At 72.5% G+C, this 24,117-nt stretch carries 19 protein-coding genes; 15 read left to right on the top strand and 4 right to left on the bottom strand.

Annotated elements, in window-relative coordinates; genetic code table 11:
• Positions 1-12: 12 nt before the first annotated feature.
• Positions 13-291, bottom strand: coding sequence for a DUF3253 domain-containing protein (locus tag FHX39_RS11225; protein ID WP_332836783.1), 279 nt, complete (start codon positions 289-291; stop codon positions 13-15).
• A gap of 68 nt (positions 292-359) precedes the next feature.
• Here FHX39_RS11225 and FHX39_RS11220 point away from each other — a divergent pair, with 68 nt between their 5' ends.
• The 13 genes from FHX39_RS11220 to FHX39_RS11160 all read left to right on the top strand — a co-directional run bounded on the left by FHX39_RS11220 (position 360) and on the right by FHX39_RS11160 (position 15,168).
• Positions 360-902 (top strand): DUF948 domain-containing protein, encoded by a 543-nt coding sequence (locus FHX39_RS11220; protein WP_183338464.1) that lies wholly within the window; start codon positions 360-362, stop codon positions 900-902.
• Between the two features lie 40 nt (positions 903-942).
• Complete coding sequence (alaS, locus tag FHX39_RS11215; protein WP_183338462.1) at positions 943-3,618, top strand: alanine--tRNA ligase; 2,676 nt, start codon at positions 943-945, stop codon at positions 3,616-3,618.
• Positions 3,615-4,082 carry a Holliday junction resolvase RuvX gene (gene ruvX / locus FHX39_RS11210; protein ID WP_183338460.1) on the top strand — a complete coding sequence of 156 codons (468 nt, stop codon included), beginning with the start codon at positions 3,615-3,617 and terminating at the stop codon, positions 4,080-4,082. Before alaS ends, ruvX begins: the two co-directional genes overlap by 4 nt.
• Positions 4,083-4,190: 108 nt before the next feature.
• Positions 4,191-5,300 (top strand): endolytic transglycosylase MltG, encoded by a 1,110-nt coding sequence (gene mltG / locus FHX39_RS11205; protein WP_232531133.1) that lies wholly within the window; start codon positions 4,191-4,193, stop codon positions 5,298-5,300.
• Entirely contained in the window at positions 5,290-6,156 is an 867-nt protein-coding gene (locus tag FHX39_RS11200) for a shikimate dehydrogenase (protein ID WP_332836782.1), read from the top strand. Before mltG ends, FHX39_RS11200 begins: the two co-directional genes overlap by 11 nt.
• A 54-nt stretch (positions 6,157-6,210) precedes the next feature.
• Positions 6,211-7,650: an Nramp family divalent metal transporter gene (locus FHX39_RS11195; RefSeq protein WP_183338456.1), complete on the top strand. Its 1,440-nt coding sequence runs from the start codon at positions 6,211-6,213 to the stop codon at positions 7,648-7,650.
• A gap of 55 nt (positions 7,651-7,705) precedes the next feature.
• The gene (aroC, locus tag FHX39_RS11190) at positions 7,706-8,911 is read left to right on the top strand and encodes a chorismate synthase (protein WP_183338454.1); all 1,206 of its coding nucleotides are present in this window, start codon (positions 7,706-7,708) and stop codon (positions 8,909-8,911) included.
• 7 nt (positions 8,912-8,918) lie between these two features.
• On the top strand, positions 8,919-9,425 hold the full coding sequence (locus FHX39_RS11185; RefSeq protein WP_183338452.1) for a shikimate kinase: 507 nt from the start codon (positions 8,919-8,921) through the stop codon (positions 9,423-9,425).
• Positions 9,418-10,530 carry a 3-dehydroquinate synthase gene (gene aroB / locus FHX39_RS11180; RefSeq protein WP_332836781.1) on the top strand — a complete coding sequence of 371 codons (1,113 nt, stop codon included), beginning with the start codon at positions 9,418-9,420 and terminating at the stop codon, positions 10,528-10,530. Before FHX39_RS11185 ends, aroB begins: the two co-directional genes overlap by 8 nt.
• A 49-nt stretch (positions 10,531-10,579) precedes the next feature.
• Complete coding sequence (locus FHX39_RS11175) at positions 10,580-11,410, top strand: class I SAM-dependent methyltransferase (protein WP_183338450.1); 831 nt, start codon at positions 10,580-10,582, stop codon at positions 11,408-11,410.
• Positions 11,411-11,464: 54 nt separating this feature from the next.
• Positions 11,465-12,025: an elongation factor P gene (gene efp, locus FHX39_RS11170; RefSeq protein WP_183338448.1), complete on the top strand. Its 561-nt coding sequence runs from the start codon at positions 11,465-11,467 to the stop codon at positions 12,023-12,025.
• 1 nt (position 12,026) lies between these two features.
• Positions 12,027-12,509, top strand: coding sequence for a transcription antitermination factor NusB (gene nusB, locus FHX39_RS11165; RefSeq protein WP_183338446.1), 483 nt, complete (start codon positions 12,027-12,029; stop codon positions 12,507-12,509).
• Positions 12,510-12,678: 169 nt separating this feature from the next.
• A complete protein-coding gene (locus FHX39_RS11160) occupies positions 12,679-15,168 on the top strand; it encodes an immune inhibitor A domain-containing protein (protein WP_332836780.1) in 2,490 nt (829 codons plus the stop codon).
• A gap of 76 nt (positions 15,169-15,244) precedes the next feature.
• On the opposite strand, the gene FHX39_RS11155 is transcribed toward FHX39_RS11160, so the two are convergent.
• The 3 genes from FHX39_RS11155 to FHX39_RS11145 form a co-directional block, all read right to left on the bottom strand.
• Entirely contained in the window at positions 15,245-16,384 is a 1,140-nt protein-coding gene (locus tag FHX39_RS11155) for a glycerate kinase family protein (protein WP_183338442.1), read from the bottom strand.
• Between the two features lie 96 nt (positions 16,385-16,480).
• Positions 16,481-18,610, bottom strand: coding sequence for an MDR family MFS transporter (locus FHX39_RS11150; RefSeq protein WP_198423361.1), 2,130 nt, complete (start codon positions 18,608-18,610; stop codon positions 16,481-16,483).
• Positions 18,607-19,137, bottom strand: a complete 531-nt coding sequence (locus FHX39_RS11145) for a MarR family winged helix-turn-helix transcriptional regulator (protein WP_183338440.1) — start codon at positions 19,135-19,137, stop codon at positions 18,607-18,609. The genes FHX39_RS11150 and FHX39_RS11145 overlap by 4 nt, the downstream gene beginning before the upstream one ends.
• A gap of 333 nt (positions 19,138-19,470) precedes the next feature.
• Here FHX39_RS11145 and carA point away from each other — a divergent pair, with 333 nt between their 5' ends.
• Positions 19,471-20,718, top strand: coding sequence for a glutamine-hydrolyzing carbamoyl-phosphate synthase small subunit (carA, locus tag FHX39_RS11140; RefSeq protein ID WP_183338438.1), 1,248 nt, complete (start codon positions 19,471-19,473; stop codon positions 20,716-20,718).
• Entirely contained in the window at positions 20,718-24,116 is a 3,399-nt protein-coding gene (carB, locus tag FHX39_RS11135) for a carbamoyl-phosphate synthase large subunit (RefSeq protein WP_183338436.1), read from the top strand. The genes carA and carB overlap by 1 nt, the downstream gene beginning before the upstream one ends.
• Position 24,117: the final 1 nt, after the last annotated feature.

The following is a 24,117-nucleotide window of genomic DNA, read 5'->3' as shown; positions in this document are numbered from 1 at the left end:
GGGGGCGAACGCTCAGGTCTGGGGGAAGCGCGTGCCCCGCGCGATCCGGACGGGCCCGCGCGCCGTACGGACGTCGACCCGCTCGCCCTTCTGCCGCACCTCGACCACGCCCTCGTCGGCGAGCCGGGCGGCGACGTCGCGGGCCAGCGGCATCGCCGAGCGCCAGCCCGGGCCGCCCTCCGCGCGCGCCGCGTCGCTGGGGCAGATCGTGCTCGTCGCGGCCCGGCCGGCGAGCAGCGCGAGCATCGACGCGCGCAGCCGTGCCTCCAGGTCGTCGCTCGCGGCAGGCACGTCCTCACGGTAGGTGTGCCGGGAGAAACGCGGCGGTCGAGGTCGGTCCCGCGCGCTAAAGTCCTGCGGTGACCCTGGGACAGATCGCCGGACTCCTGGCTGCCCTGGCCTGCGTCGGGCTGGTGGCCTTCCTCGCCGTCCCGCTGCTCAAGCTGGGCCGCGTGCTCGACGAGCTGCGCGTGACGGTGCGGGACCTCGGCCAGGAGACGGTGCCGATCCTCACCGAGCTGCAGGGCACCGTCCGGGCGACGAACGAGGAGCTGGGCAAGCTCAGCCTCGTGACGGCCGACGTGGCCAAGGTGAGCGCGAACGCCAGCCTGGTCAGCGACAACGCCGCCCAGCTCTCGGGCATCGTCAACGCCACGGTCGCCCGGCCCCTGGTGAAGACCGCCGCCCTCGGCCACGGCCTGCGCCAGGCCGTCCGCCGTAGTGCCACCGACGACCCGGACGGCCGTCGCGCCGGACGGCGGGCGCGCCGCGCGGAGGTCAAGGTGGCCATGGCCGAGCGCGAGGCCGAGCTGCGCGCCCTCTCCGGCGGGACGTCCGCGGGCGCTCCGGCCACCGAGCCGGGACCGCGCCGAGCCGCCGAGCGGCCGGGCCGCGCATCCTGACCGTCTGCTCCACCCCCCGACAACACGAGGACCTCCTGCCATGAAGACCGCTGAGATCCGGCGCCGTTTCCTGGACTACTTCTCCGCCCGCGGCCACCAGGTGGTGCCGTCGGCACCCCTGCTCTACAACGACCCCACCCTGCTGTTCGTCAACGCCGGGATGGTGCCCTTCAAGCCCTACTTCACCGGTGCGGAGACCCCGCCGTGGGACCGGGCGACCTCGGTCCAGAAGTGCGTGCGCACCCTCGACATCGAGGAGGTCGGCAAGACCACCCGGCACGGCACGTTCTTCCAGATGCAGGGCAACTTCTCCTTCGGCGACTACTTCAAGGCCGAGGCCATCCGCTTCGCGTGGGAGCTCGTCACCGGGAGCCAGGACGGCGGGTTCCTGGGGTTCGACCCGAACCGCATCTGGGTGACGGTGCTGCACTCCGACGACGAGGCGGCCGGGCTGTGGGCGAGCATCGCCGGCCTGCCGCCGGAACGGATCCAGCGCCGCGGGCTGCTCGACAACTACTGGAACATGGGCGTGCCGGGTCCGGGCGGGCCCTGCAGCGAGATCTACTACGACCGCGGGCCGGCGTACGGGGCCGAGGGCGGGCCGGTCGTCGACGAGGACCGCTTCCTGGAGATCTGGAACCTCGTGTTCATGCAGGAGGAGCTGTCGGTCGTCCGCGCCAAGGACGACTTCGACGTGCTCGCCGACCTGCCGCGCAAGAACATCGACACCGGCATGGGTCTCGAGCGCGTGGCCACCCTGCTGCAGGGCGTCGACAACCTGTACGAGATCGACGAGGTCGTCGGCGTGCTGAACCGCGCCGCCGAGCTCTCGGGCAAGGCGTACGGGGCCGAGGGCGGCCACGAGGACGACGTCCGGATGCGCGTCGTCGCCGACCACGTCCGCTCCGGGCTGATGCTCATGGCCGACGGCGTCACGCCCGGCAACGAGGCGCGCGGCTACGTGCTGCGCCGGCTGCTGCGCCGCGTCGTCCGCTCGATGCGCCTGCTCGGCGTCACCGACCCGGTGCTGCCCGAGCTGCTGCCGGTCAGCCGGGACGCGATGAAGGCGTCCTACCCCGAGGTCGAGCGGGACTGGGACCGGATCGCGGCGATCGCGTACGGCGAGGAGGAGGCCTTCCGGCGCACCCTCGTCGCCGGCACGCAGATCTTCGACGTCGCGGCCCGGGACACCCGCTCCGGCGGGGGCACCACGCTGAGCGGCGACCGCGCGTTCCAGCTGCACGACACCTACGGCTTCCCGATCGACCTCACCCTCGAGATGGCGTCGGAGCAGGGCCTGAGCGTGGACGCGGACGGCTTCCGCGCGCTCATGGCGGAGCAGAAGGCGCGGGCCAAGGCCGACTCGAAGAGCAAGAAGGCGGGCGCGCAGGCGACCGACGTCTACCGCGAGCTGCGGGCGACCGGCGTCACCCCGTTCACCGGCTACAGCGAGCTGGCCAACGAGACGAGCGTGCGCGGCCTGGTGGTCGACGGCGAGCTGGTCGCGGGCGCCGCCGAGGGCGACGTCGTCGAGGTCGTCCTCGAGCGCACCCCCTTCTACGCCGAGTCCGGCGGGCAGGACTCCGACGCGGGCACGATCACCGGCGACGGGTTCGAGCTCGAGGTGCTCGACGTGCAGCGCCCGGTCAAGGGCCTGGTCGTGCACCGGGTGCGCGTCGCGCGCGGCGAGCTGCAGTCCGGGACCGACGTGCTCGCGCAGGTCGACGGCGAGTGGCGCCTCGGCGCCTGCCAGGCGCACTCCGGCACCCACGTGGTGCACGCGGCGCTGCGCCAGGTGCTCGGCCCGACCGCCCTGCAGAGTGGCTCGTACAACAAGCCCGGCTACCTGCGGCTCGACTTCGCCTGGCAGGGCGGGTTGTCGGCGGCGACGCGCTCGGACGTGGAGGAGGCGGCCAACCGTGCGCTGCGGGCCGACCTCGACGTGACCGCCACGTACATGCCGCTGGCCCAGGCCCGCGACCTCGGGGCGCTGGCGCTCTTCGGCGAGACGTACGACGAGGAGGTCCGCGTCGTCGAGATGGGCGGGCGCTGGTCGCGCGAGCTCTGTGGCGGCACGCACGTGCAGCACTCCTCGCAGATCGGTCTCGTCACGCTCACGACCGAGTCGTCGGTGGGGTCCGGGGTCCGTCGCGTCGAGGCGTTCGTCGGCATCGAGGCGTTCCGCTACCTCGCGGCCGAGCGCACCCTGGTGCACGGTCTCACCGACGCGCTCAAGGTGCAGCCCGACCAGCTGACCGACCGGGTCCAGCGCCTGGTCGCGCAGCTCAAGGACGCCGAGCGCCAGATCGCCGAGCTGCGCAGCCGTGAGGTGCTGGCCGCGGCCGGGACGATCGCCGCGGGTGGGCACGAGATGTGGGGCGTGCAGTACATCAGCCACGCCGCGCCCGGCCTGGCCGGGAACGACCTCCGCTCGCTCGCCCTCGAGGTGCGCAATCGGGTGTCCGACCGGCCCGCGGTCGTCGCCGTGGTCGGCGGCAGCGCGGACAAGCCGAGCGTCGTCGTCGTGACGACCGAGGGTGCCCGCAACCGTCGGCTCTCCGCCGGCGACCTCGTCCGCGTGGCGAGCGAGACCCTCGGCGGACGCGGCGGCGGCAAGCCCGACATCGCCCAGGGCGGCGGCAGCGACGGCAGCAAGTCCGCCGACGCGCTGGTGGCGGTCGAGCACGCCATCGGGCACACGCTCCTGTCCGCGTGAGCTTCCGGCGCGGCGTACGACTGGGTCTCGACTGGGGGGACGCGCGGATCGGGGTCGCGCGCTGCGACCCCGACGGTGTGCTCGCCACGCCGTACGCCACGGTCAAGGCGGGGGAGACCGAGGTCGCGGACCTGCTCGCGATCCTGGTCGAGCTGGAGCCGATCGAGGTCGTCGTCGGGCTGCCGACGACCCTCGCGGGCACCGAGGGGCCGGCGACGCGCAAGGTCCGCGAACGGGCCGGACGCCTGGCCACGGCCACCGCCGTGCCGGTCCGGCTGGTCGACGAGCGCTTCACCACGGTCGAGGTGTCGCGCCGGATGCGCGAGAGCGGGCGCAAGACGCGGGACCAGCGCAGCGTCATCGACGCCGCCGCGGCCGCCGCGATCCTGGAGCACGCGCTGGGCGTCGAACGTTCCCGGGGTGAGCCACCCGGCGCGTTACTCTTGCCGGACGGCCCTGCCTGACCGAGCTGCCCGACCCCCGCGGCTCTGGACGGAACGCCTGCCCCACCTGCTTCACCCGCCGGGTCGAGGCGCGCCCCGACTCCGAGGAGGACGCAGACCGTGACGTCGATGCTCCCCGACACCAAGCCGAGCGCGGCCAAGGAGGCGATCCACCAGGGCAAGGGCTGCCTGGCGGTGCTGCTGGCCCTCGCCGTCCTCGTCGTCGGCGGCTACCTGGTCTACGACCAGGGCAAGGCGCTGATGAGCAACTTCGGCGAGACGCCGGACTACACCGGCAAGGGCGTCGCGCCCATCACGGTGACGATCCCGACCGGCGCCACGCTGGACGAGATCGGCGGCGTCCTCAAGCAGGCCGACGTGGTCAAGTCCGTCCAGGCCTGGGACAACGCGGTCGCCTCCGAGGAGCGCGCCACGAGCGTGCAGCCCGGGCGGTACGTGATGCGCACCCAGATGCCCGCGATCGACGCCCTCCGCCTGCTGATCAACCCCGGCGAGTCTCGCGTCCGCGCGCAGTTCACGATCCCGGAGGGGCTCCGCCTCACCCGCCAGGTCGACGCGCTGGCCAAGAACACCAAGATCAAGAAGTCGGCCTACGAGGCGGCGCTCAAGAAGCCGCAGAGCCTGGGCCTGCCGGCGTACGCGAAGAACCGGCCCGAGGGCTTCCTCTTCCCCGACACCTACGAGCTCACCGCGGACGCCACAGCGACCTCGACGCTCAAGCAGATGGTCGACCAGTACAAGGCGGTCACGAACGACATCGGGCTGAACGCGGCGGCGAAGAAGCTCAACCGCAGCCCGTACGAGGTCCTCATCGTCGCCAGCATCATCGAGCGCGAGGTCAACCAGGACCAGTACCGCGCGAAGGTCGCCCAGGTCCTCTACAACCGGCTCGACCAGGGCATCCCCCTGGGTCTGGACTCCACGATCATCTACGCGGAGAACCTCAGCACGAACACGACGACGCCGAAGGACCGGGCGAGCAAGTCGAAGTACAACACCTACCTGCGCAAGGGCCTCCCGCCCGGCCCGATCTCCGCCCCGGGCAAGGCCGCGCTGCAGGCGGCGGCGAACCCGGAGCCGGGCAAGTGGCTCTACTTCACGACCGTCGACTTCGACACGGGTGAGACGAAGTTCGCCGAGACCGACGCCGAGTTCCAGCAGATCGTGGCGCAGTTCCAGGCGTGGTGCCAGAGCCACCCCGGCCGCTGTGACAGCTGAGCCGGCCGCTCCGGCTGCAGCGGGCGACCACGCGGTCGAGCACCGGTGCGCGGTGCTCGGCTCGCCGGTCGCCCACTCGCTCTCGCCCGTCCTGCACGCGGCCGCGTACGCCGAGCTGGGCCTGACCGGCTGGTTGTACGGCCGGGCCGAGGTGCGGGGCGACGGGCTGGCCGCGTTCGTGGACGGGCTCGACGCCACCTGGCGCGGGCTCAGCCTGACCATGCCGCTCAAGGTGGCCGTCCTGGAGCTGCCCGGCCTCACGGTCGTCTCCGACGCCGCCCGCCTGACCGGCGCCGGCAACACGCTGCTCCTCGGGCCCGGGGTCCGCGAGGTCCACAACACCGACGTGGGCGGGCTGGTCGCGGCCGTCCGAGGGATGCTGCCCGGGCCGGTCCGGACCGTGACGGTGGTCGGGTCCGGCGCGACAGCCCGCTCCAGCGTGGCGTCCGCCGCCGAGCTCGGGGCGGCCCGGGTGCAGGTCCTGGCGCGCGACCGGAGCAAGGCCGAGGCCCTGCGGCCGCTCGCCGAGGCCGTCGGCGTCGACCTCGTCGCGCTGGCCTGGGGCACCACGCCGCCGGCGGCCGACCTGCTCGTCTCCACGGTCACCGCGGGCGCGGTCGACGACCGGGCCGACGAGCTCGCCGACAGCGCGGGCGTGGTGTTCGACGTGGTCTACGACCCCTGGCCCACCGCGCTGGCCGCCGCGGCCGCCCGCGCCGGAGCCCGCGTCGTCGACGGCCTGGACCTGCTGGTCGGGCAGGCCGTCCTGCAGGTCGGGCTGATGACCGGGCGCCGTCCCTCACCCGGTGTCCTCCGGGCCGCCGGCGACGCCGCGCTGGCCGCCGCGCACGTCTGAACGACGCCACCCCGATCTGAGCGGTCGGACCTCGGGCTGGTAGGCATGGCTCGCATGACAGTCACCGACGACGGTCGACGCGGCGGCTCCGCCGCCGACGCCTTCCCCACGCGAACGCTGCCGCGACCCGAGGTCCGTGACCTGCCGGACGCGCCCAAGGCCTACCGCCGGCTGATCGGGCCGGGCATCATCGCCGCCGGGGTCGGTCTGTCCTCCGGCGAGTTCGTCCTGTTCCCCTACATCGCCAGCCAGGTCGGGCTGGTCTTCGTCTGGGCCGCCCTGGTCGGCCTGGGCACCCAGTACTTCATCAACCTCGAGATCGAGCGCTACACGCTCGCGACGGGGGAGACCGCGCTGACGGGGTTCAGCCGCTACTGGCGGCACTGGGGCCTCGTCTTCGCGCTCCTCGCCTACTTCGCCAACCTCTGGCCCGGCTGGGCGACGAGCAGCGCGACGCTTGCGTCGTACGTGTTCGGGGGGAAGCCCACCTTCATCGCCATCGGGATGCTCGTCGTCATCGGGCTGGTCCTCACGCTGGCCCCGGTCGTCTACGTCGCCCTCGAGCGGGCGCAGATGCTCAAGGTGGCGGCGGTGATCCTGCTCTTCGTCATCGGGGCGATCGTCGCGGTCGGGGCCTCGGCCTGGTCCGACGTCCCCCAGATCGTGACCCGGGCCGACATCCCGTACGAGCAGCTCGGCTTCGCGACCCTGCTCGGCGCGCTCGCCTTCGCCGGGGCGGGCGGCGGCCAGAACCTGGTGCAGTCCAACTGGATCCGCGACAAGGGCTTCGGCATGGGGGAGTTCGTGCCCCGGCTCGTCAGTCCGGTGACCGGCCAGCCCGAGGCCACGCCGTCGCCCGGCTACATCTTCGAGCCGACCGAGCAGAACCTCTCCCGCTGGAAGGGCTGGTGGAAGTTCGCCAACCTCGAGCAGCTCTTCACCTTCGTGCTGATCACCTTCCTCACGATCATGTTCACCTCGCTGCTCGCCTACTCCACGGTCTACGGCCGCGACGACCTCGCCAACGGCATCGCCTTCGTGCGCACCGAGGGCGAGGTGCTGGCCGAGCGGGTCGGCTCGTGGTTCAAGTTCTTCTTCTGGATCGTCGGCTCCTTCTCGCTCTTCGGCGCCGCCCTGGGCATCGTCGACTACACCAGCCGGCTCGCCGCCGACGTCATCAAGACGAGCTACAAGCGCGACGCGAACGAGTCGAAGGTCTACGCCGGACTCGTCTGGGGCCTCGTCGGAATCGGGATCGTCGTGCTGGCGGCCGGCTTCGACCAGCCGATCGTGCTGCTGGTGATCGCGGCCGTCGTCGGCGGCTTCATGATGTTCATCTATTCCGGGCTGCTGATCCTGATCAACCGCAAGACCCTGCCGGCGGCGATCCGGGTCCGCGGGTTCCGCCTCGGGGCGCTGGTCTGGGCGGTCCTGCTCTTCGGGACGCTGTCGTTCCTGACGTTCCGCGACCAGCTGGGCAAGCTCTTCGGCTGAGCCGGCGCACAAGACGTCGGGCCTGCACCGACGTCACCGTGGAACACTGGCCCGCGTGCTTCGCTGGCTGACCGCAGGAGAGTCCCACGGACCAGCGCTGGTCGCGGTCCTCGAGGGCATGCCCGCCCACGTCGAGGTGACGACGGCCGACGTCGCCGACGCGCTCGCCCGGCGCCGGCTCGGCTTCGGCCGCGGTGCGCGGATGAAGTTCGAGGCCGACGCGGTCACGATCCTCGGCGGGGTGCGCCACGGCGAGACCCAGGGCGGACCCGTCGCGATCGAGGTCGGCAACACCGAGTGGCCCAAGTGGGAGACGGTCATGTCGGCCGACCCCGTCGAGGCCTCGGTGCTCGACGCGCAGGCGCGCAACGCCAAGCTCACCCGCCCCCGGCCCGGTCACGCCGACCTCGTCGGCATGCAGAAGTACGACTTCGACGAGGCCCGGCCCGTCCTCGAGCGCGCCAGCGCGCGGGAGACCGCGGCCCGGGTGGCGCTCGGCTGCGTAGCCCGCCGCTTCCTGGAGCAGGCGTACGGCGTGCAGGTGCTCAGCCACGTCGTCGAGCTGGGATCGGTCAAGGCCCCCGCCGGCGTCGTCCCGGGCCCGGACGACCTCGAGGCCATCGACGCCGACCCGGTGCGCTGCTACGACCGCGACGCGAGCGCCGCGATGATCGCCGAGGTGGAGAGCGCGCAGAAGGACGGCGACACCCTCGGTGGGGTCGTCGAGGTCGTCGTCTGGGGCCTGCCCCCGGGGCTCGGCTCGCACGTCCACGGCGACCGCCGCCTCGACGCGCGCCTCGCCGGCGCGATGATGGGGATCCAGGCGATCAAGGGCGTCGAGATCGGTGACGGCTTCGAGCTGGCCCGGACCCGCGGCAGCCTCGCGCACGACGAGATCACCTCCAACGGTGACGGCATCGCCCGGGTGTCCGGACGTTCTGGCGGGACCGAGGGCGGCATGAGCACCGGTGAGGTGCTGCGCGTCCGGGTCGCCATGAAGCCGATCGCCACCGTGCCGCGCGCGCTGCGGACCATCGACACCTCCACCGGCGAGGCCGCCGTCGCCCACCACCAGCGCTCCGACGTCTGCGCCGTGCCCGCGGCGGGGGTCGTCGCCGAGGCGATGGCGGCGCTGGTGCTGGCCGACGCGGCGCTGGAGAAGTTCGGCGGGGACTCCGTGGCCGAGACCCGGCGCAACTGGGAGTCCTACCTCGCCGACGTCGCGAGCCGGGGCCTCGCCCTGGCCGCCGGCGTCCGGTGACCACGCCGTGAGCGCTCGCCTGGTGCTGGTCGGCTCCCCGGGGTCGGGCAAGTCGACCGTCGGGGCGCTGCTCGCCGAGCGCTGGGGCGAGCCGTTCGCCGACGTCGACGCCGTGATCGAGGCCCGGGTGGGCAAGAGCGTGGCGGAGATCTTCGCCGACGACGGCGAGGCCGTCTTCCGCGCGTTCGAGGAGTCCACGACCGCGGAGCTGCTGGACGCGCCCGGCGTCCTCGCGCTCGGCGGCGGGGCGGTGCTCTCGCCCGCGACCCGCGCCGCCCTCGCCGGCCGACCCGTCGTCTGGCTCCGCGTGACCATCGCGCACGCGGCCGGGCGCGTCGGGCTGAACGAGGCCCGTCCGCTGCTGCTGGGGAACGTCCGCGGCCGCCTGGTCAAGCTGCTCAACGAGCGCACCCCGCTCTACGCCGAGGTCGCCCGGGCGAGCGTCGACACGGACGCGCAGACTCCCGAGCAGGTCGCGGACGCCGTCGAGGCGCTGGGCTGGGCGCGTGACTGACCCCGAGTCCGGCGGCGTGACCCTGATCGGTGTCGCGGCCGAGCGCCCGTACGACGTCGTCGTCGGTCGCGGCGTCCTCGCGCGGGTCGCCGACGTGCTCGGTGCGCCGCGGCGGGTGGCCGTGCTGCACCCAGCCGCCCTCATCGACGTCGCCGTTCGGGTCTCCGCGTCGCTCGAGCACGCCGGGCACGAGGTCGTGCGGATCGACGTGCCCGACGCCGAGGCGGCGAAGACGGTCGAGGTGGCCGCGCGCTGCTGGGCGGTGCTCGGGAACGCCGGCTTCACCCGCAGCGACGCGGTCGTCGGCGTCGGCGGCGGGTCGACGACCGACCTCGCGGGCTTCGTGGCCGCGACCTGGCTGCGCGGCGTGGCCCTGGTGACCGTGCCGACGAGCCTGCTGGCCATGGTCGACGCGGCCGTGGGCGGCAAGACCGGCATCAACACCGCCGAGGGCAAGAACCTGGTCGGCGTGTTCCACGAGCCGGTCGGCGTCGTCTGCGACCTCGACCTGCTGGCCACGCTCCCGCCGGTCGACCTGCGGGCCGGTCTCGGCGAGGTGGTCAAGTGCGGCTTCATCGCCGACCCCCGCATCCTGGAGCTGGTCGAGCAGGAGCCGGAGGCGGCCCTCGACCCCGCGTCGCCGGTGCTCCGCGAGCTCGTCGAGCGCTCGGTCCGGGTCAAGGCCCGCGTCGTCTCCGCCGACCTGCGCGAGGCGACGTCCGAGGGGCGTCAGGTCGGTCGGGAGCTGCTCAACTACGGCCACACGCTGGGCCACGCGGTCGAGCGCCGCGAACGCTTCCGCTGGCGCCACGGCGAGGCGGTCAGCGTCGGGATGGTGTTCGTGGCCGAGCTGGCCCGTGCCGCCGGCGTCCTCGACGACGCCGTCGCCGACCGGCACCGGGCCGTCCTCGGCTCGCTCGGCCTGCCCACCACGTACGCGCCGGACGCCCTCGAAGACCTCGTCGCCACGATGGGCCTGGACAAGAAGACCCGCGGGTCCACGTTGCGCTTCGTCGTCCTCAACGACCTGGCGAGCGCCGAGATCCTCTCGGCCCCGTCCGACGAGCTCCTGCGCACCGCGTTCGCGGCCCTCACACGGGTCTGACGGCTCAGGGGGCGTTGACGCCAGGCGCACCGGTGCCACAGTGGGGAGCATGAGCGCACCCGCGGGGCCGGCCGGCGTGTTCGACCGGGCGGCCGCGACCTACGACGCCGTCGGGGTTCCCTGGTTCGGCCCGATCGCCGCGGGCCTGGTGGCCGCGCTGGAGCCGCAGCCGGGCGAGCGGGTGCTGGACGTCGGCTGCGGGCGCGGGGCGGTGCTCGGCCGGGTCGCACCCCTCGTCGGCGCGCAGGGGCGGGCCGTGGGCCTGGACCTCGCGCCGGAGATGGTGCGCCGGACCGCCGCCGACCTCGCGGACCTCGAGTGGGTCGAGGTGCTCGTCGGGGACGCGCAGGCGCCCGACCTGCCGCCCCGCTCGTACGACGTCGTGGCCTCGTCGCTCGTGCTGTTCTTCCTCGACGACCCCGCCGCCGCGCTGCGTCGCTGGACGGAGCTGCTGGTCCCGGGCGGTCGGCTGGGGGTGACGACGTTCGGCGAGGAGGACCCGCGGTGGCGCAGCGTCGACGCGGTCTTCGGGCCCTATCTCCCCGCCCGGCTCAAGGACGCCCGCACCTCGGGCGCGACGGGGCCGTTCGACTCCGACGCCGGGATGGAGGCCCTCCTCGCCGAGGCCGGGCTGGTCGAGGTCCGCACCGTCCGCGCGACGGTGGAGGCGAGGTTCCGCGACGTGGAGCACCTGCTCGCGTTCACCTGGTCGCACGGGCAGCGCGCCATGTGGGAGGCCGTCCCCGAGACCGACCGCGACGCCGTCCGGACCCGGATCGTCGAGCGGGTGGCCGAGCTCGGGCTGGGGGCGCCGGGGTTCACGTTCACCCAGGACGTGCGCCACACGCTCGCGCGCCGACCCCTGTCGCCCGGCGGCTAGACTCACCCACTGCTCGGACGAAGTAGAAGTGAAGTCGAAGAGGGGTACGTAAGCGTGGCGTCCACGAACGATCTGAAGAACGGCATGGTCCTCGACCTGGACGGCCAGCTGTGGTCCGTGATCTGGTTCCAGCACCACAAGCCGGGCAAGGGCAACACCGTCGTCCGGACCAAGCTCAAGCACGTGCTGTCCGGCAAGGTCGTCGACCGCACCTTCAACTCCGACACCAAGGTCGACACGGCCAGCGTCGACCGCCGTGAGATGCAGTACCTCTACCACGACGGCGCGGGCTACGTGTTCATGGACACCAGCAGCTACGAGCAGCTGGTCATCCCCGACGACACCGTCGGCGACGCGAAGAACTACCTGCTCCCCGAGCACATGGCGACCGTGGCGATCCACGAGGAGACGCCGCTCTACCTCGACCTGCCGGCGTCGGTGGAGCTCGAGGTCACCTACACCGAGCCCGGCCTGCAGGGCGACCGGAGCACCGGCGGCACCAAGCCCGCCACCGTCGAGACCGGCCTCCAGATCCAGGTGCCGCTGTTCCTCACCACCGGTGAGCGGGTCAAGGTCGACACGCGCGACGGCAGCTATCTCGGCCGCGTCGGCTGAGGTGAGCGACTCCGCCCCCACGCCGTCGGCTCCTGCGGCCCCGCCCACCCCGGTCCGGGTCTCGGCCCGCTCCAAGGCGCGCAAGCGCGCGCTCGACATCCTCTTCGAGTCCGAGGTGCGCGGCACCGGCGTCCTGGAGACGCTCGCCGCCCGCGCGGCCGACGCCGACCCGCCGCTGCGCGACTACACGCGCACCCTCGTCGAGGGGGTCGCCGACCACCAGGAGGCGATCGACGCACGGATCTCCGCAGCCCTGGCCAAGGGCTGGACCCTGCCGCGCACGCCGCGGGTCGACCGCAGCGCGCTGCGGATCGCCGTGCTCGAGATCGACCACCTGGCGGTGCCTGACGCGGTCGCGGTCTCCGAGGCCGTCCGCCTCGTCTCGGAGCTGTCGACCGACGAGTCGCCGTCCTTCGTGGGCGGCGTGCTCGGCGCGATCGTCAACAGCAAGTCCGCCGGGCCCGGGGCGTCGGTCGCCTCGTAGGCCGGGGAGGAAGTTCCCGGGCATTACTGAGGAAAGTCAAAGAGTTCACTTCTCACCCCGACAGGTGATTGTCACCTGTCACACCCCACCCGTACGTTTCGGACCCTGAAGCCAGTCAACAGGCCCGGTACAGGGCCAGGGGAGTGACGTGCGAAGAGAAGCAAGAGCAGTGCTGGGCCTCGGCCTGGCGACGGGCCTGATCCTGACCGGAGCGGTCACCTCGGCGACCGCAGCGCCGCCCGTCGGGGCCCCGTCGGCAGCGCCCGCGGCCGCACCGAAGGCCAAGGGCTCGGACGCCCTGCCGAACCCGCTCGACGAGAAGCAGCAGGCCCTGCGCAAGCAGGCGCTGAACCTGGTCCTCACGGGGCAGGCCAAGGTCCAGAAGATCAACGGCTCCTACGTCGTCAAGGTCGGCCAGAAGCAGGCCGGGCTCAGCGCGAGCCAGCGGTCGCGCGTGGCCTCCGGCGGCGCGGTCGCACCCAAGATGGTCGACCAGTACGTGGAGCTGGGCCGGGAGAAGACCGACAAGATCTTCGTCGTCCTCACCGAGTTCGGGAACAAGCGCGACCCGCGCTTCCCCGACCGCGACACCGACCCGCTCACCGAGGGCCCGACGACCTTCGAGGGCCCGCTGCACAACGCGATCCCCGAGCCCGACCGCGCGACCAACAACAGCACCGTGTGGCAGAAGGACTACTCGCCCGCCTACTTCAAGAAGCTCTACTTCGGCGAGGGTGCGGGCGTCGAGTCGCTCAAGACCTACTACGAGAAGCAGTCCTCGGGCCGCTACTCGGTCGACGGCACCGTCACCGGCTGGGTCAAGGTGCCCTACAACGAGGCGCGCTACGGCCGCTCGACCGACGACCCCCAGGACGCGAACGGCGACGACCCCAACGTCTGCGCCAGCAACGTCTGCGACAACAGCTGGGCCCTGATCCGCGACGGCGTCAGCCAGTGGGTCACCGACCAGAAGCGCCTCTTCGGCCGCACCGACGCGCAGATCAAGCGTCAGCTGGCCGAGTTCGACCAGCAGGACCGCTACGACTACGACGGCGACGGCAACTTCAACGAGCCCGACGGCTACATCGACCACTTCCAGGTCGTGCACTCGGGCGGCGACGAGGCGGACGGCGACCCGATCCAGGGCGAGGACGCCATCTGGTCGCACCGCTGGTACGCGTACGGCACGGACGCCGGCACGACCGGCCCCTCGGCCAACAAGCTCGGCGGCACCGAGATCGGTGACTCCGGCCTGTGGGTCGGCGACTACACGATGCAGCCGGAGAACGGCGGGCTCTCGGTCTTCACGCACGAGTACGGGCACGACCTCGGCCTGCCTGACCTGTACGACACGGTGGGCGGCGACCAGCCGATGGAGTTCTGGAGCCTGATGGCCCAGAGCCGGCTGTCGGCCCCGGGCGACCAGGGCATCGGCACCCGCCCCGGCGACCTCGGCGCGTGGGAGAAGCTCCAGCTCGGCTGGCTCGACTACGAGGTGGGCGTCGCCGGTGAGCGTCGCAACTTCAACCTCGGCCCGCACGAGTACAACTCCGCCAAGGCCCAGGCCCTGGTGACGGTCCTGCCGCCGAAGAAGGTCACCACCGCACTTCCGACGCCTCCCGAGGGCACGCAGCAGTTCTGGAGCGCGCAGGGCGACAACCTCGACAACACCCTCAGCCGACGGGTGACCCTGCCCGCCGGCAAGGCGACGCTGACCTTCAAGGCCAGCTGGAACATCGAGACCGGATACGACTACGGCTACGTCCAGGTCGACGACGGGTCCGGCTGGAAGGCCGTCCCCGGCAGCATCACGGACCCCGCGGTCGGCAACGGGATCACCGGGCTGTCCAAGGGCTACGTCCCGGCGACGTTCGACATGTCGGCCTACGCCGGCAAGACGGTCGGGCTCCGCTTCCGCTACGCCAGCGACGGCGGTGTCCAGGGTGACGACGCGTCGAAGCCCGCCGGGCTCTTCGTCGACGACGTCAAGCTCGTCTCGGGCACGACGACCGTCCTCGCCGACGGCGCCGAGAAGGGGCTGGACGGCTGGACCGCCGACGGCTTCAGCGTCGTCGGGGCCACCACCAGCTCGGCGTTCCCGCAGTACTACATCGCCAGCAACCGCACCTACACCTCGTTCGACCAGTACCTGAAGACCGGTCCGTACGACTTCGGGTACGGCTCGACGCTGCCGGACAAGGTGGACCACTTCCCGTACCAGGACGGTCTGCAGGTGAGCTACTGGGACGGCAGCTACACCGACAACAACGTGTCGGCCCACCCGGGCAACGGAGAGATCCTCGTGGTCGACGCGCACCCGACGCCGATCAACCGGATCGACGGCAAGCCGTGGCGCGCTCGTGTGCAGATCTACGACGCGACGTTCGGGCTGCAGAAGGCCGACTCGTTCACGCTCCACGTGAACGGCCAGCCGAGCTACGTCCGCGGCCAGGACGCCGTGCCGACCTTCGACGACACGAAGTCCTACTTCCGGGCGGCGACCCCGCTGGCCGGGGTCCGCGTGGCCAACGCGGGGGTGACCCTGACGGTCCAGCAGCAGGAGGGCACGTCGCTGCGGGTCGGCCTCGGGACCAGCACGTCGGTCTCGTCCGACGCCACCCTGGCCGCCGCGCGCAAGGCGGTGACCAGCCGGAGCTGACAACGCTCTGAGCAGCACCAGGGAGTGGCCCCGCACCGGACCGGTGCGGGGCCACTCCCGTCTCACCGACGAGTGCTCAGCGGGCGTCGGCGAGCCCGTGCGTCCGCCGCACCAGGCGGACGACCTGGCTCGCGGTGGCCCGGAGCGCGGCAGCCGTGACGATCGGGTCCATCGCCTCGAGCGGGGTCCGGGGGACCGGGTGGACGCCGAACGCGGCGTCGACGCGCTCGCCGACCGCACCGAGGGGGTGCTCCACCCGGCCGGCGAGGACGACGACGGGGACGCCGCGGGCGCGGGCCAGGTCGGCCACGCCGACCGGTCCCTTGCCCAGCGCGGACTGGGCGTCGAAGGAACCTTCGCCCGTCAGCACGAGGTCGGCTCCCACCAGGGCGTCGTCCAGGCCGACGAGCTCGGCCACGCGGGCGAAGCCGGGCACCAGGGTGGCCCCGCAGGCCAGCAGCGCCGCACCGAGACCGCCGGCCGCACCCGACCCCGGCGTGCCCACCACGGCGCTGACCTGTTGTCCGGAGGCGGCGGCCAGCAGCGGCGCCCAGCGGGTCAGGTGCGCCTCGAGCGCCTCGACCTGCGTCGGGTCGGCCCCCTTCTGCGGCCCGAACATCCGCGCCGCACCGGTCGGGCCGAGCAGCGGGCTGGTGACGTCGGTGAGCACCTCGACCCGGCTCAGGTCGGGCAGGTCGTGGACGGCCACCACGTGCGGCAGCAGGTTCCCCGCGCCGGCCGACCCCTCAGGGACCAGCTCGAGCCGCGCGCCGAGCGCGGCGAGCAGCCCGGTGCCGCCGTCGGTGGTCGCGCTTCCGCCGAGCCCCACGAGCACTCGCGGGGCACCGGAGGCGAGGGCGGCGGCGACCTGGAGGCCGAGCCCGGACGAGGACGCCCGGTAGGGGACCGTGGCGTCGACCGCGCCCACGAGGTCGAGCCCGATGGTGCGGGCGGCCTCGACGACCGCGGTCCCGTCGTCGAGCACGGCGTAGCCGGTCCGCAGCGGTCGGCCGAACGGGTCGACCGCGTCGACGAACGTCTCGTGGCCACCGCCGACGAGCAGCGCGTCGACCAGGCCCTCGCCGCCGTCGGCGACCCCGACGACGACGACCTCGGCGTCCGGGACCGCGGCGCGCACCCCCTCCGCCACCGCCTCGCCGGCCTCGCGGCTGCTCAGCGACCCCTTGAACGAGTCGAACGCGGCGACGACCTTCACCCCGTCAGCCTCCCTCACGCGCCTCCGGACGCAGAACGGGGAGGATCCAGCACCTCAGCGGTGCAGGATCCTCCCCGTTCGTACGCGGGTACGGAGTCAGGCGTCCGTGCGGACCTTCTCCGCCACCTGGCCGGCCAGGTCCGACTCGACCTGACGGAGGGTGGCGATGCGCTCCTCGAGCTCGGCGACCTGGGCCTCGGCGTCGGCGAGGACGCGCTCCGCCTCGGTCCGGGCCACGTGCGTGACCTTGTCGGCCGTCTGCTGGCTGTCGAGCAGGAGGCGGTACTCGTACGAGCGGAGGCTGTCGCCGCCCTCCCCGTCGAGCCCCAGCGAGGGCTGGACCTCCGGGTCGGTGAGGCGGCCGCGGATCTGGTCGAGCTGGCCGCGGAACTCCGCGGTCACCGCATCGATCCGCTTCTCCAGGCCGTCGACCAGGCTCACGAGCTCGGCCTGCGTCCGGTCGGACCCTGCCCGGTACGTCCGCGCCCGGTCCTGCGCGGCGGTCAGGACGTCGAGCGCCGCGACGGCCTGCCGGGTCACCGGGTCGTCCCAGGTCTCGACCTCGGTCTGCTCCGCCTTCGGGCCCTCCAGGCCACGCGCCTCGCGGCCCGTGTCCTCGGCCAGCGCCGCGGTGCCGTCGCCGGCCGCGGCGGGCTGCATCTCGATGGTGTTGCGCAGCGGCACCTCCTTCACCAGGAAGACGGTGACCAGCGTCAGGACGGCGGCGGCCGCGGCGATGAGGAACAGCTCGCCGAACGAGTCGCCGTACGCGGCCCGGACGACGGCCTCGACCGGGGCCGGGAGGTCGTTCAGGTCGAGCGACCCGTCGCCGGCGCCGGCGCCGCTGACGCCGATGGCGCTCAGGCCGGTCGCGGTCCGCCGGGCCACCTGGGTGGCGAGGATGGCGCCGAGGACGGCGACCCCCACCGCGCCGGCGAGCGAGCGGAAGAACGAGACCGCGGCCGAGGTGGCCCCGACCTGCGTCACGTCGACGGTGTTCTGCACGGCCAGGACGATGTTCTGAACCAGGGCACCGATGCCGACACCCATGATCGACATGAAGATCGCGATGTGCCAGTACGGGGTCGTGTGGCTGATCGTGCCCATCAGGAGCAGGCCGGCGAGCAGCGCGATCACGCCGACGACCATGAGCGGCTTCCACCGACCGGTGCGGCTGACCAGCTGGCCGCCGAGGGTCGAGACCAGCAGCTGGCTGATGATCAGCGGGATGGTCATCAGGCCCGCGCGGGTCGGGCTGTTGCCGCCGCCGAGCTGGAAGAACTGCGTGAGGAACGTGCTGCTGCCGAACATCGCCATGCCCACGCCGAGGCTGGCCAGGATCATCAGGATCGTGGTCCGGTTGTTGAGGATCCGGAGCGGCACCATCGGCTCGCTGACCCGGAGCTCGACGAGCACGAGGGCGACCACCGCGGCGAGGAACCCGACGAGGTAGGCGCCGGACTGCCAGGAGATCCAGGCGTAGTCGTTGCCGGCGAAGGTGATCCACAGCATCGGGAGCGCGGCGACGACGGCGACGAGGAGCGCGCCGACGTAGTCGATCTTGACGTGGCGACGGACGGTCGGGAGCTTCAGCGTGAGCTGCAGGACGACGAGCGAGATGACCGCCAGCGGCACGCAGACGAAGAAGCACCAGCGCCAGCCGACCGTGTCGGTCAGCACGCCGCCCAGCAGCGGGCCCGACACGGTGCTCACCGCGAGCACGGCACCCATGTAGCCGCTGTAGCGACCGCGCTGGCGCGGCGGGATGATCGAGCCCATGATCGCCTGGATGACGGCGATCATGCCGCCGAGGGCCAGGCCCTGCAGGGCGCGGAAGACCATCATCGGCGGGACCGTCTGGGACAGCCCGGCGCCGACGGAGCCGATCACGAACAGCACGATCGACAGCTGGATGAGGAACTTCTTGTTGAAGAGGTCCGACAGCTTGCCCCAGATCGGGGTGGTGACGGTCAGGGCCAGCAGCGAGGCCGTGATGACCCACGTGTACTGACGCTGCGTGCCGTGCAGGTCGGACATGATCGTCGGCAGCGCGGTGGAGACGATCGTGGTGCTGATCATGGCGGTGAACAGCGCGGCGAGCAGGCCCGCCATCACCTCGAGGATCTCGCGGTGGCTGTAGACCTTGGCCGCCCCGACCGGCGCGGGTGCGCTGGTCGAGGTGGTGGGGGAGGGCGCCGCGGCGCTGCTCCTCGTGGTGACGCTCATGCTGCTTCTCCTGCGGGTGCGGATTCGACCTGGTCGAGCAAGGTGATGGCGGTGGTCCCGGCGAGCACCTTGGGGGGTGTCAGCGGGTGGGCTGTCGGGGCGGCGGCGAGGCTGAGGTCCAGGCGGCTCAGCACCTGGGTGGCCAGGGCGGCCTCCTCGTCGTCCCAGTCCGGCAGCGCGGCGACGACGCGCTGGAGGGTGTAGCGGCGGTGCTCGGCAAGCCGCTCGCGGCCGAGGTCGGTGATGCCGATCCGGCTGGCGCGGGCGTCGTCGGGGTCGGTGTGGCGCTCGACCAGGCCGTCGGCCTCGAGGGCGGCGACGGCGCGGGAGGCGACCGAGGGGGCCACCATCAGGTGGGCGGCCAGGTCACCGGGGCGCTGGTCGGCGGCGGATACGGCCTTGAGGATGCCGGAAAGGGTGCCGGTCATCGTCTGGCCGTGGTCCTTGGCGGCGACGTAGCGGACCGTACGGACGACCGAGTCCAGGGCGGTCAGGAGCTGGGCCGCGCGGCGTTCGGAGAGACTCACTTCAAAACTTCCTTTAGTTGCTGTACGCAAGCATACGTCACAACTTATGGACCCTAAGCAATATTCCGAGCGCTGGGCGGTGTGCCGACCGTCACCTCTGCTCCTCCGTCCGGACCCTCCCGGTCCCGCCGCCTCTCCGCGACGCGGCAGCCGCGGACCGTGCGCACAGCCGCGTACGCCGCGACCTGCGCGGGTGTGCCGGAGGTGCGCGGCGAGGGTCCCGGAGCGGCCCGCGAGCGGCTGCGGACGAGTCGAGCGCGGGGGCGGCGCGCTGGTATCTTGACGTGACACCACCCTTTAAGACCTGTCCCGTGAGGCAGGAAAGGACGGTTGATGACCTCGACCCACGGCCCCACCCCTTCGACCCCCAGGCCCTCGGCCTCCAGCCCCCCACCCGGGGCTGCGCGGAGCTCGTCGAGGCGTCCGGCCCCCGTTCCCGCGCTCCTCGTCCTCGAGGACGGCGCGACGTTCACCGGTTCCGCGTTCGGTGCGGTGGGGGAGACCTTCGGCGAGGCGGTGTTCTCCACGGCCATGTCGGGCTACCAGGAGACGCTGACCGACCCCAGCTACCACCGCCAGGTCGTCGTCGCGACGGCCCCGCACATCGGCAACACCGGCTGGAACGACGAGGACGACGAGTCCTCCCGCATCTGGGTCGCCGGCTACGTCGTGCGCGACGCCGCCCGCGTCTCCTCGAGCTGGCGGTCGCGTCGCAGCCTGTCCGACGAGCTGGCCGCCCAGGGGATCGTCGGCATGGCCGACGTCGACACCCGGGCCCTCACCCGGCACCTGCGCGAGCGCGGAGCGATGCGGGTCGGCGTCTCCAGCGTCGAGACCGACCCGGCCGCCCTGCTGGCCCGGGTCCGTTCCGCGCCCGAGATGAGCGGCGCCCACTTGGCCGACGAGGTCAGCACGGACGAGGCGTACGTCGTGCCCGCGCAGGGCGAGACCCGCTTCCGCGTCGCGGCGGTCGACCTCGGCATCAAGTCCATGACGCCCTTCCGCCTCGCGGAACGCGGCATCGAGGTCCACGTCCTGCCGGCGACGTCGACCTGGGAGCAGGTCCAGGCGGTGCGCCCGGACGGCGTCTTCTTCTCCAACGGCCCCGGCGACCCGAGCGCGACCGAGGACGTCGTCGCGCTGCTGCGCTCGGTCCTCGAGGCGGAGGTGCCCTACTTCGGGATCTGCTTCGGCAACCAGCTCTTCGGGCGCGCGCTCGGCTTCGGCACGTACAAGCTCGGCTACGGCCACCGCGGGATCAACCAGCCCGTCATGGACCTCTCCACCCGCCGGGTCGAGATCACCGCGCACAACCACGGGTTCGCCGTGGACGCCCCGCTCACGGGCCGCACCGAGACGCCGTACGGCTGGGCCCGGGTCAGCCACGTCGGGCTCAACGACGACGTCGTCGAGGGTCTGGCGCTCGAGGACGAGAACGGCGCGCTGCTGTCCTTCTCGGTGCAGTACCACCCGGAGGCCGCGGCCGGTCCGCACGACGCCTCCTACCTCTTCGACCGCTTCGTCGAGCTCATGTCCGCCCGTTCGCAGACCCCCGAACACCCCAAGGGAGCGGTCGCCTGATGCCCCGCCGTACCGACATCAGCTCGATCCTCGTCATCGGGTCCGGACCGATCGTCATCGGCCAGGCCTGCGAGTTCGACTACTCCGGCACCCAGGCCTGCCGCGTCCTGCGGGCCGAGGGGTTCCGGGTGATCCTCGTGAACTCCAACCCGGCGACGATCATGACCGACCCCGAGTTCGCCGACGCGACCTACGTCGAGCCGATCACGCCCGAGTTCGTGGAGCAGGTCATCGCCCTCGAGCGGCCGGACGCGCTCCTGGCCACGCTCGGCGGGCAGACCGCCCTCAACGCCGCGATCGCCCTCCACGAGAACGGCGTCCTGGCCAAGTACGACGTCGAGCTCATCGGCGCGTCGGTCGAGGCCATCCAGCGCGGCGAGAACCGCGAGCAGTTCAAGGCGATCGTCGAGGGCCTCGCCCCGCCGACCGACCCGACCGACCCGGGCTTCGGGGTGGCCCGCAGCTACGTCTGCCACACGATCGACGACGTTCTCGGTGCGGCCGGCGAGCTCGGCTACCCGCTCGTCGTGCGGCCGAGCTTCACCATGGGCGGTGTCGGCTCGGGCTTCGCCCACGACGAGGCGGACCTGCGGCGCATCGCCGGCGCCGGCCTCGCGGCGAGCCCGACCACCGAGGTCCTCATCGAGGAGTCGATCCTCGGGTGGAAGGAGTACGAGCTCGAGGTCATGCGCGACCGCGCGGACAACGTGGTGATCGTCTGCTCCATCGAGAACTTCGACCCGATGGGCGTGCACACCGGCGACTCGATCACCGTGGCGCCGGCCATGACGCTGACCGACCGCGAGTACCAGCGGATGCGCGACCTCTCCATCGGCATCATCCGCGCCGTGGGCGTCGACACCGGCGGCTGCAACATCCAGTTCGCCGTGGACCCGGCCACCGGGCGCATGATCGTCATCGAGATGAACCCGCGCGTCTCGCGGAGCTCGGCGCTCGCGTCGAAGGCGACGGGCTTCCCGATCGCCAAGATCGCGGCCAAGGTCGCCATCGGCTACACCCTCGACGAGATCCCGAACGACATCACCGGCGTCACCCCGGCGAGCTTCGAGCCGACGCTCGACTACGTCGTGGTCAAGATCCCGCGGTTCGCGTTCGAGAAGTTCCCGCTCGCCGACACCACGCTCACCACCCACATGAAGAGCGTCGGCGAGGCCATGGCCATCGGCCGCAACTTCACCGAGGCCCTCGGCAAGGCTCTGCGGTCGCTCGAGGACCCCAAGGCGCCGTTCCTGTTCACCACGCCCGGCGCCTCGGCGGACGAGCTGCTCGCGATCGCCGCCCGCCCGCACGACGGGCGTCTCGGCGTGGTCATGCAGGCCATCCGGGCCGGCGCGACGCCCGAGCAGGTGAACGCGTCCACCCACATCGACCCGTGGTTCGTCGACCAGCTCTTTCTCGTCTCCGAGATCGCCGACGAGGTGCGCGACGCCCCCGAGCTCTCCGTCGACGTGCTTCGTACGGCCAAGCGCCACGGCCTGTCGGACGCCCAGGTCGCCCGCCTGCGGAACCTCTCCGAGGACGTCGTCCGCGGTGTCCGCTGGGCTCTCGGCGTGCGGCCGGTCTACAAGACCGTCGACACCTGCGCCGCCGAGTTCGCGGCGCGGACGCCGTACCACTACAGCTCGTACGACGTCGAGACCGAGGTCGTCCCCCGGACCCGGCCGGCGGTGCTGATCCTGGGCTCGGGCCCGAACCGCATCGGCCAGGGCATCGAGTTCGACTACTCGTGCGTGCACGCCGCGCTGGCGCTCTCCGGTGCGCCCGACAACGACGGCCTCGGCTACGAGACCGTCATGGTCAACTGCAACCCGGAGACGGTCTCGACCGACTACGACACCGCGGACCGGCTCTACTTCGAGCCGCTGACCTGCGAGGACGTCCTCGAGGTCGTGCACGCCGAGCAGCAGGCAGGCCCCGTCGCCGGCGTCATCGTCCAGCTCGGCGGGCAGACCCCGCTGCGGCTCGCTCAAGCGCTCAAGGACGCGGGCGTCCCGATCGTCGGCACCAGCCCCGAGGCAATCCACCTCGCCGAGGAGCGTGGCGCCTTCGGCGAGGTGCTCGACGCGGCCGGGCTCCCGTCGCCGAAGCACGGGCTGGCCCGCAGCTTCGCCGAGGCCAGCGCCATCGCCGCGGACATCGGCTACCCGGTGCTGGTGCGCCCGTCCTACGTGCTGGGCGGCCGCGGCATGGAGATCGTCTACGACGAGCCGACCCTGGCCTCCTACATCGACCGCGCGACGGAGGTGTCGCCCGCGCACCCGGTGCTGGTCGACCGCTTCCTCGACGACGCCGTCGAGATCGACGTCGACGCGCTCTACGACGGGACCGACCTCTACCTCGGCGGCGTCATGGAGCACATCGAGGAGGCCGGCGTGCACTCCGGCGACTCGGCGTGCGCGCTGCCGCCGATCACCCTCGGCAGCGAGGTGATCGACCGGATCCGCACCTCGACCGAGGCCATCGCCCGCGGGGTCGGCGTCCGCGGCCTGATCAACATCCAGTTCGCGCTGGCGGGGGACACCCTGTTCGTGCTCGAGGCCAACCCGCGGGCCAGCCGTACGGTGCCCTTCGTCTCCAAGGCCACGAACACGCCGCTGGCCAAGGCCGCTGCCCGCGTGATGCTCGGGACCCCGATCGCCGGGCTGCGGCGCGAGGGCCTGCTGCGCGCCGTCGGCGACGGCACCGACGAGCGTCCCGGCGCCCCGATGGCGGTGAAGGAGGCGGTCATGCCGTTCAACCGGTTCCGCACCGTCGAGGGCACGTCCGTCGACACGATCCTCGGCCCGGAGATGCGCTCGACGGGCGAGGTGATGGGCCTCGACGTCGGCTTCGGCACGGCGTTCGCCAAGAGCCAGGCCGCCGCGTTCGGCTCGCTGCCCACCGGCGGCACGGTCTTCGTCTCGGTCGCCAACCGCGACAAGCGCTCGATCATCTTCCCGGTCAAGCGGCTGGCCGACCTCGGCTTCCGGATCCTCGCCACCGCCGGCACCGCGTCGATGCTGCACCGCAACGGCGTCGAGGCGGAGAGCGTCCGCAAGTTCAGCCAGGGCCCCGGCCCGGCCGGCGAGCCCACCGTGGTCCAGCTGATCCTCGACGGGGGGATCGACCTGATCTTCAACACCCCGGCCGGGCTCAGCCCGGACGGGCGACCCCGCTTCGACGGGTACGAGATCCGTACGGCCGCGGTCCTGCGGAACATCCCGTGCATCACCACCGTGCAGGGACTCGCGGCGGCGGTCCAGGGCATCGAGGCCGTCCGCGCGGGCCACATCGGGGTCCGGTCGCTGCAGTCCTGGGCCCGCGGCACCGAGGAGCTCGAGCGGGCGGCGGACCAGGCCGCGACAGCGGCACCCTCGCTGGCCGGGGCCGACCGCTGAG

The sequence above is a fragment of the Microlunatus antarcticus genome, from assembly GCF_014193425.1.
Classification (GTDB): Bacteria; Actinomycetota; Actinomycetes; order Propionibacteriales; family Propionibacteriaceae; genus Microlunatus; species Microlunatus antarcticus.
This window is presented reverse-complemented; position numbering and strand designations above follow the sequence as displayed.

Coding starts and splice junctions, on each gene's coding strand:
- FHX39_RS11175 (WP_183338450.1), top strand. CDS start 10,580: ATGAGCGCACCCGCGGGGCCGGCCGGCGTGTTCGACCGGGCGGCCGCG.
- carB (WP_183338436.1), top strand. CDS start 20,718: ATGCCCCGCCGTACCGACATCAGCTCGATCCTCGTCATCGGGTCCGGA.
- FHX39_RS11195 (WP_183338456.1), top strand. CDS start 6,211: ATGACAGTCACCGACGACGGTCGACGCGGCGGCTCCGCCGCCGACGCC.
- mltG (WP_232531133.1), top strand. CDS start 4,191: ATGCTCCCCGACACCAAGCCGAGCGCGGCCAAGGAGGCGATCCACCAG.
- carA (WP_183338438.1), top strand. CDS start 19,471: ATGACCTCGACCCACGGCCCCACCCCTTCGACCCCCAGGCCCTCGGCC.
- FHX39_RS11150 (WP_198423361.1), bottom strand. CDS start 18,610: ATGAGCGTCACCACGAGGAGCAGCGCCGCGGCGCCCTCCCCCACCACC.
- alaS (WP_183338462.1), top strand. CDS start 943: ATGAAGACCGCTGAGATCCGGCGCCGTTTCCTGGACTACTTCTCCGCC.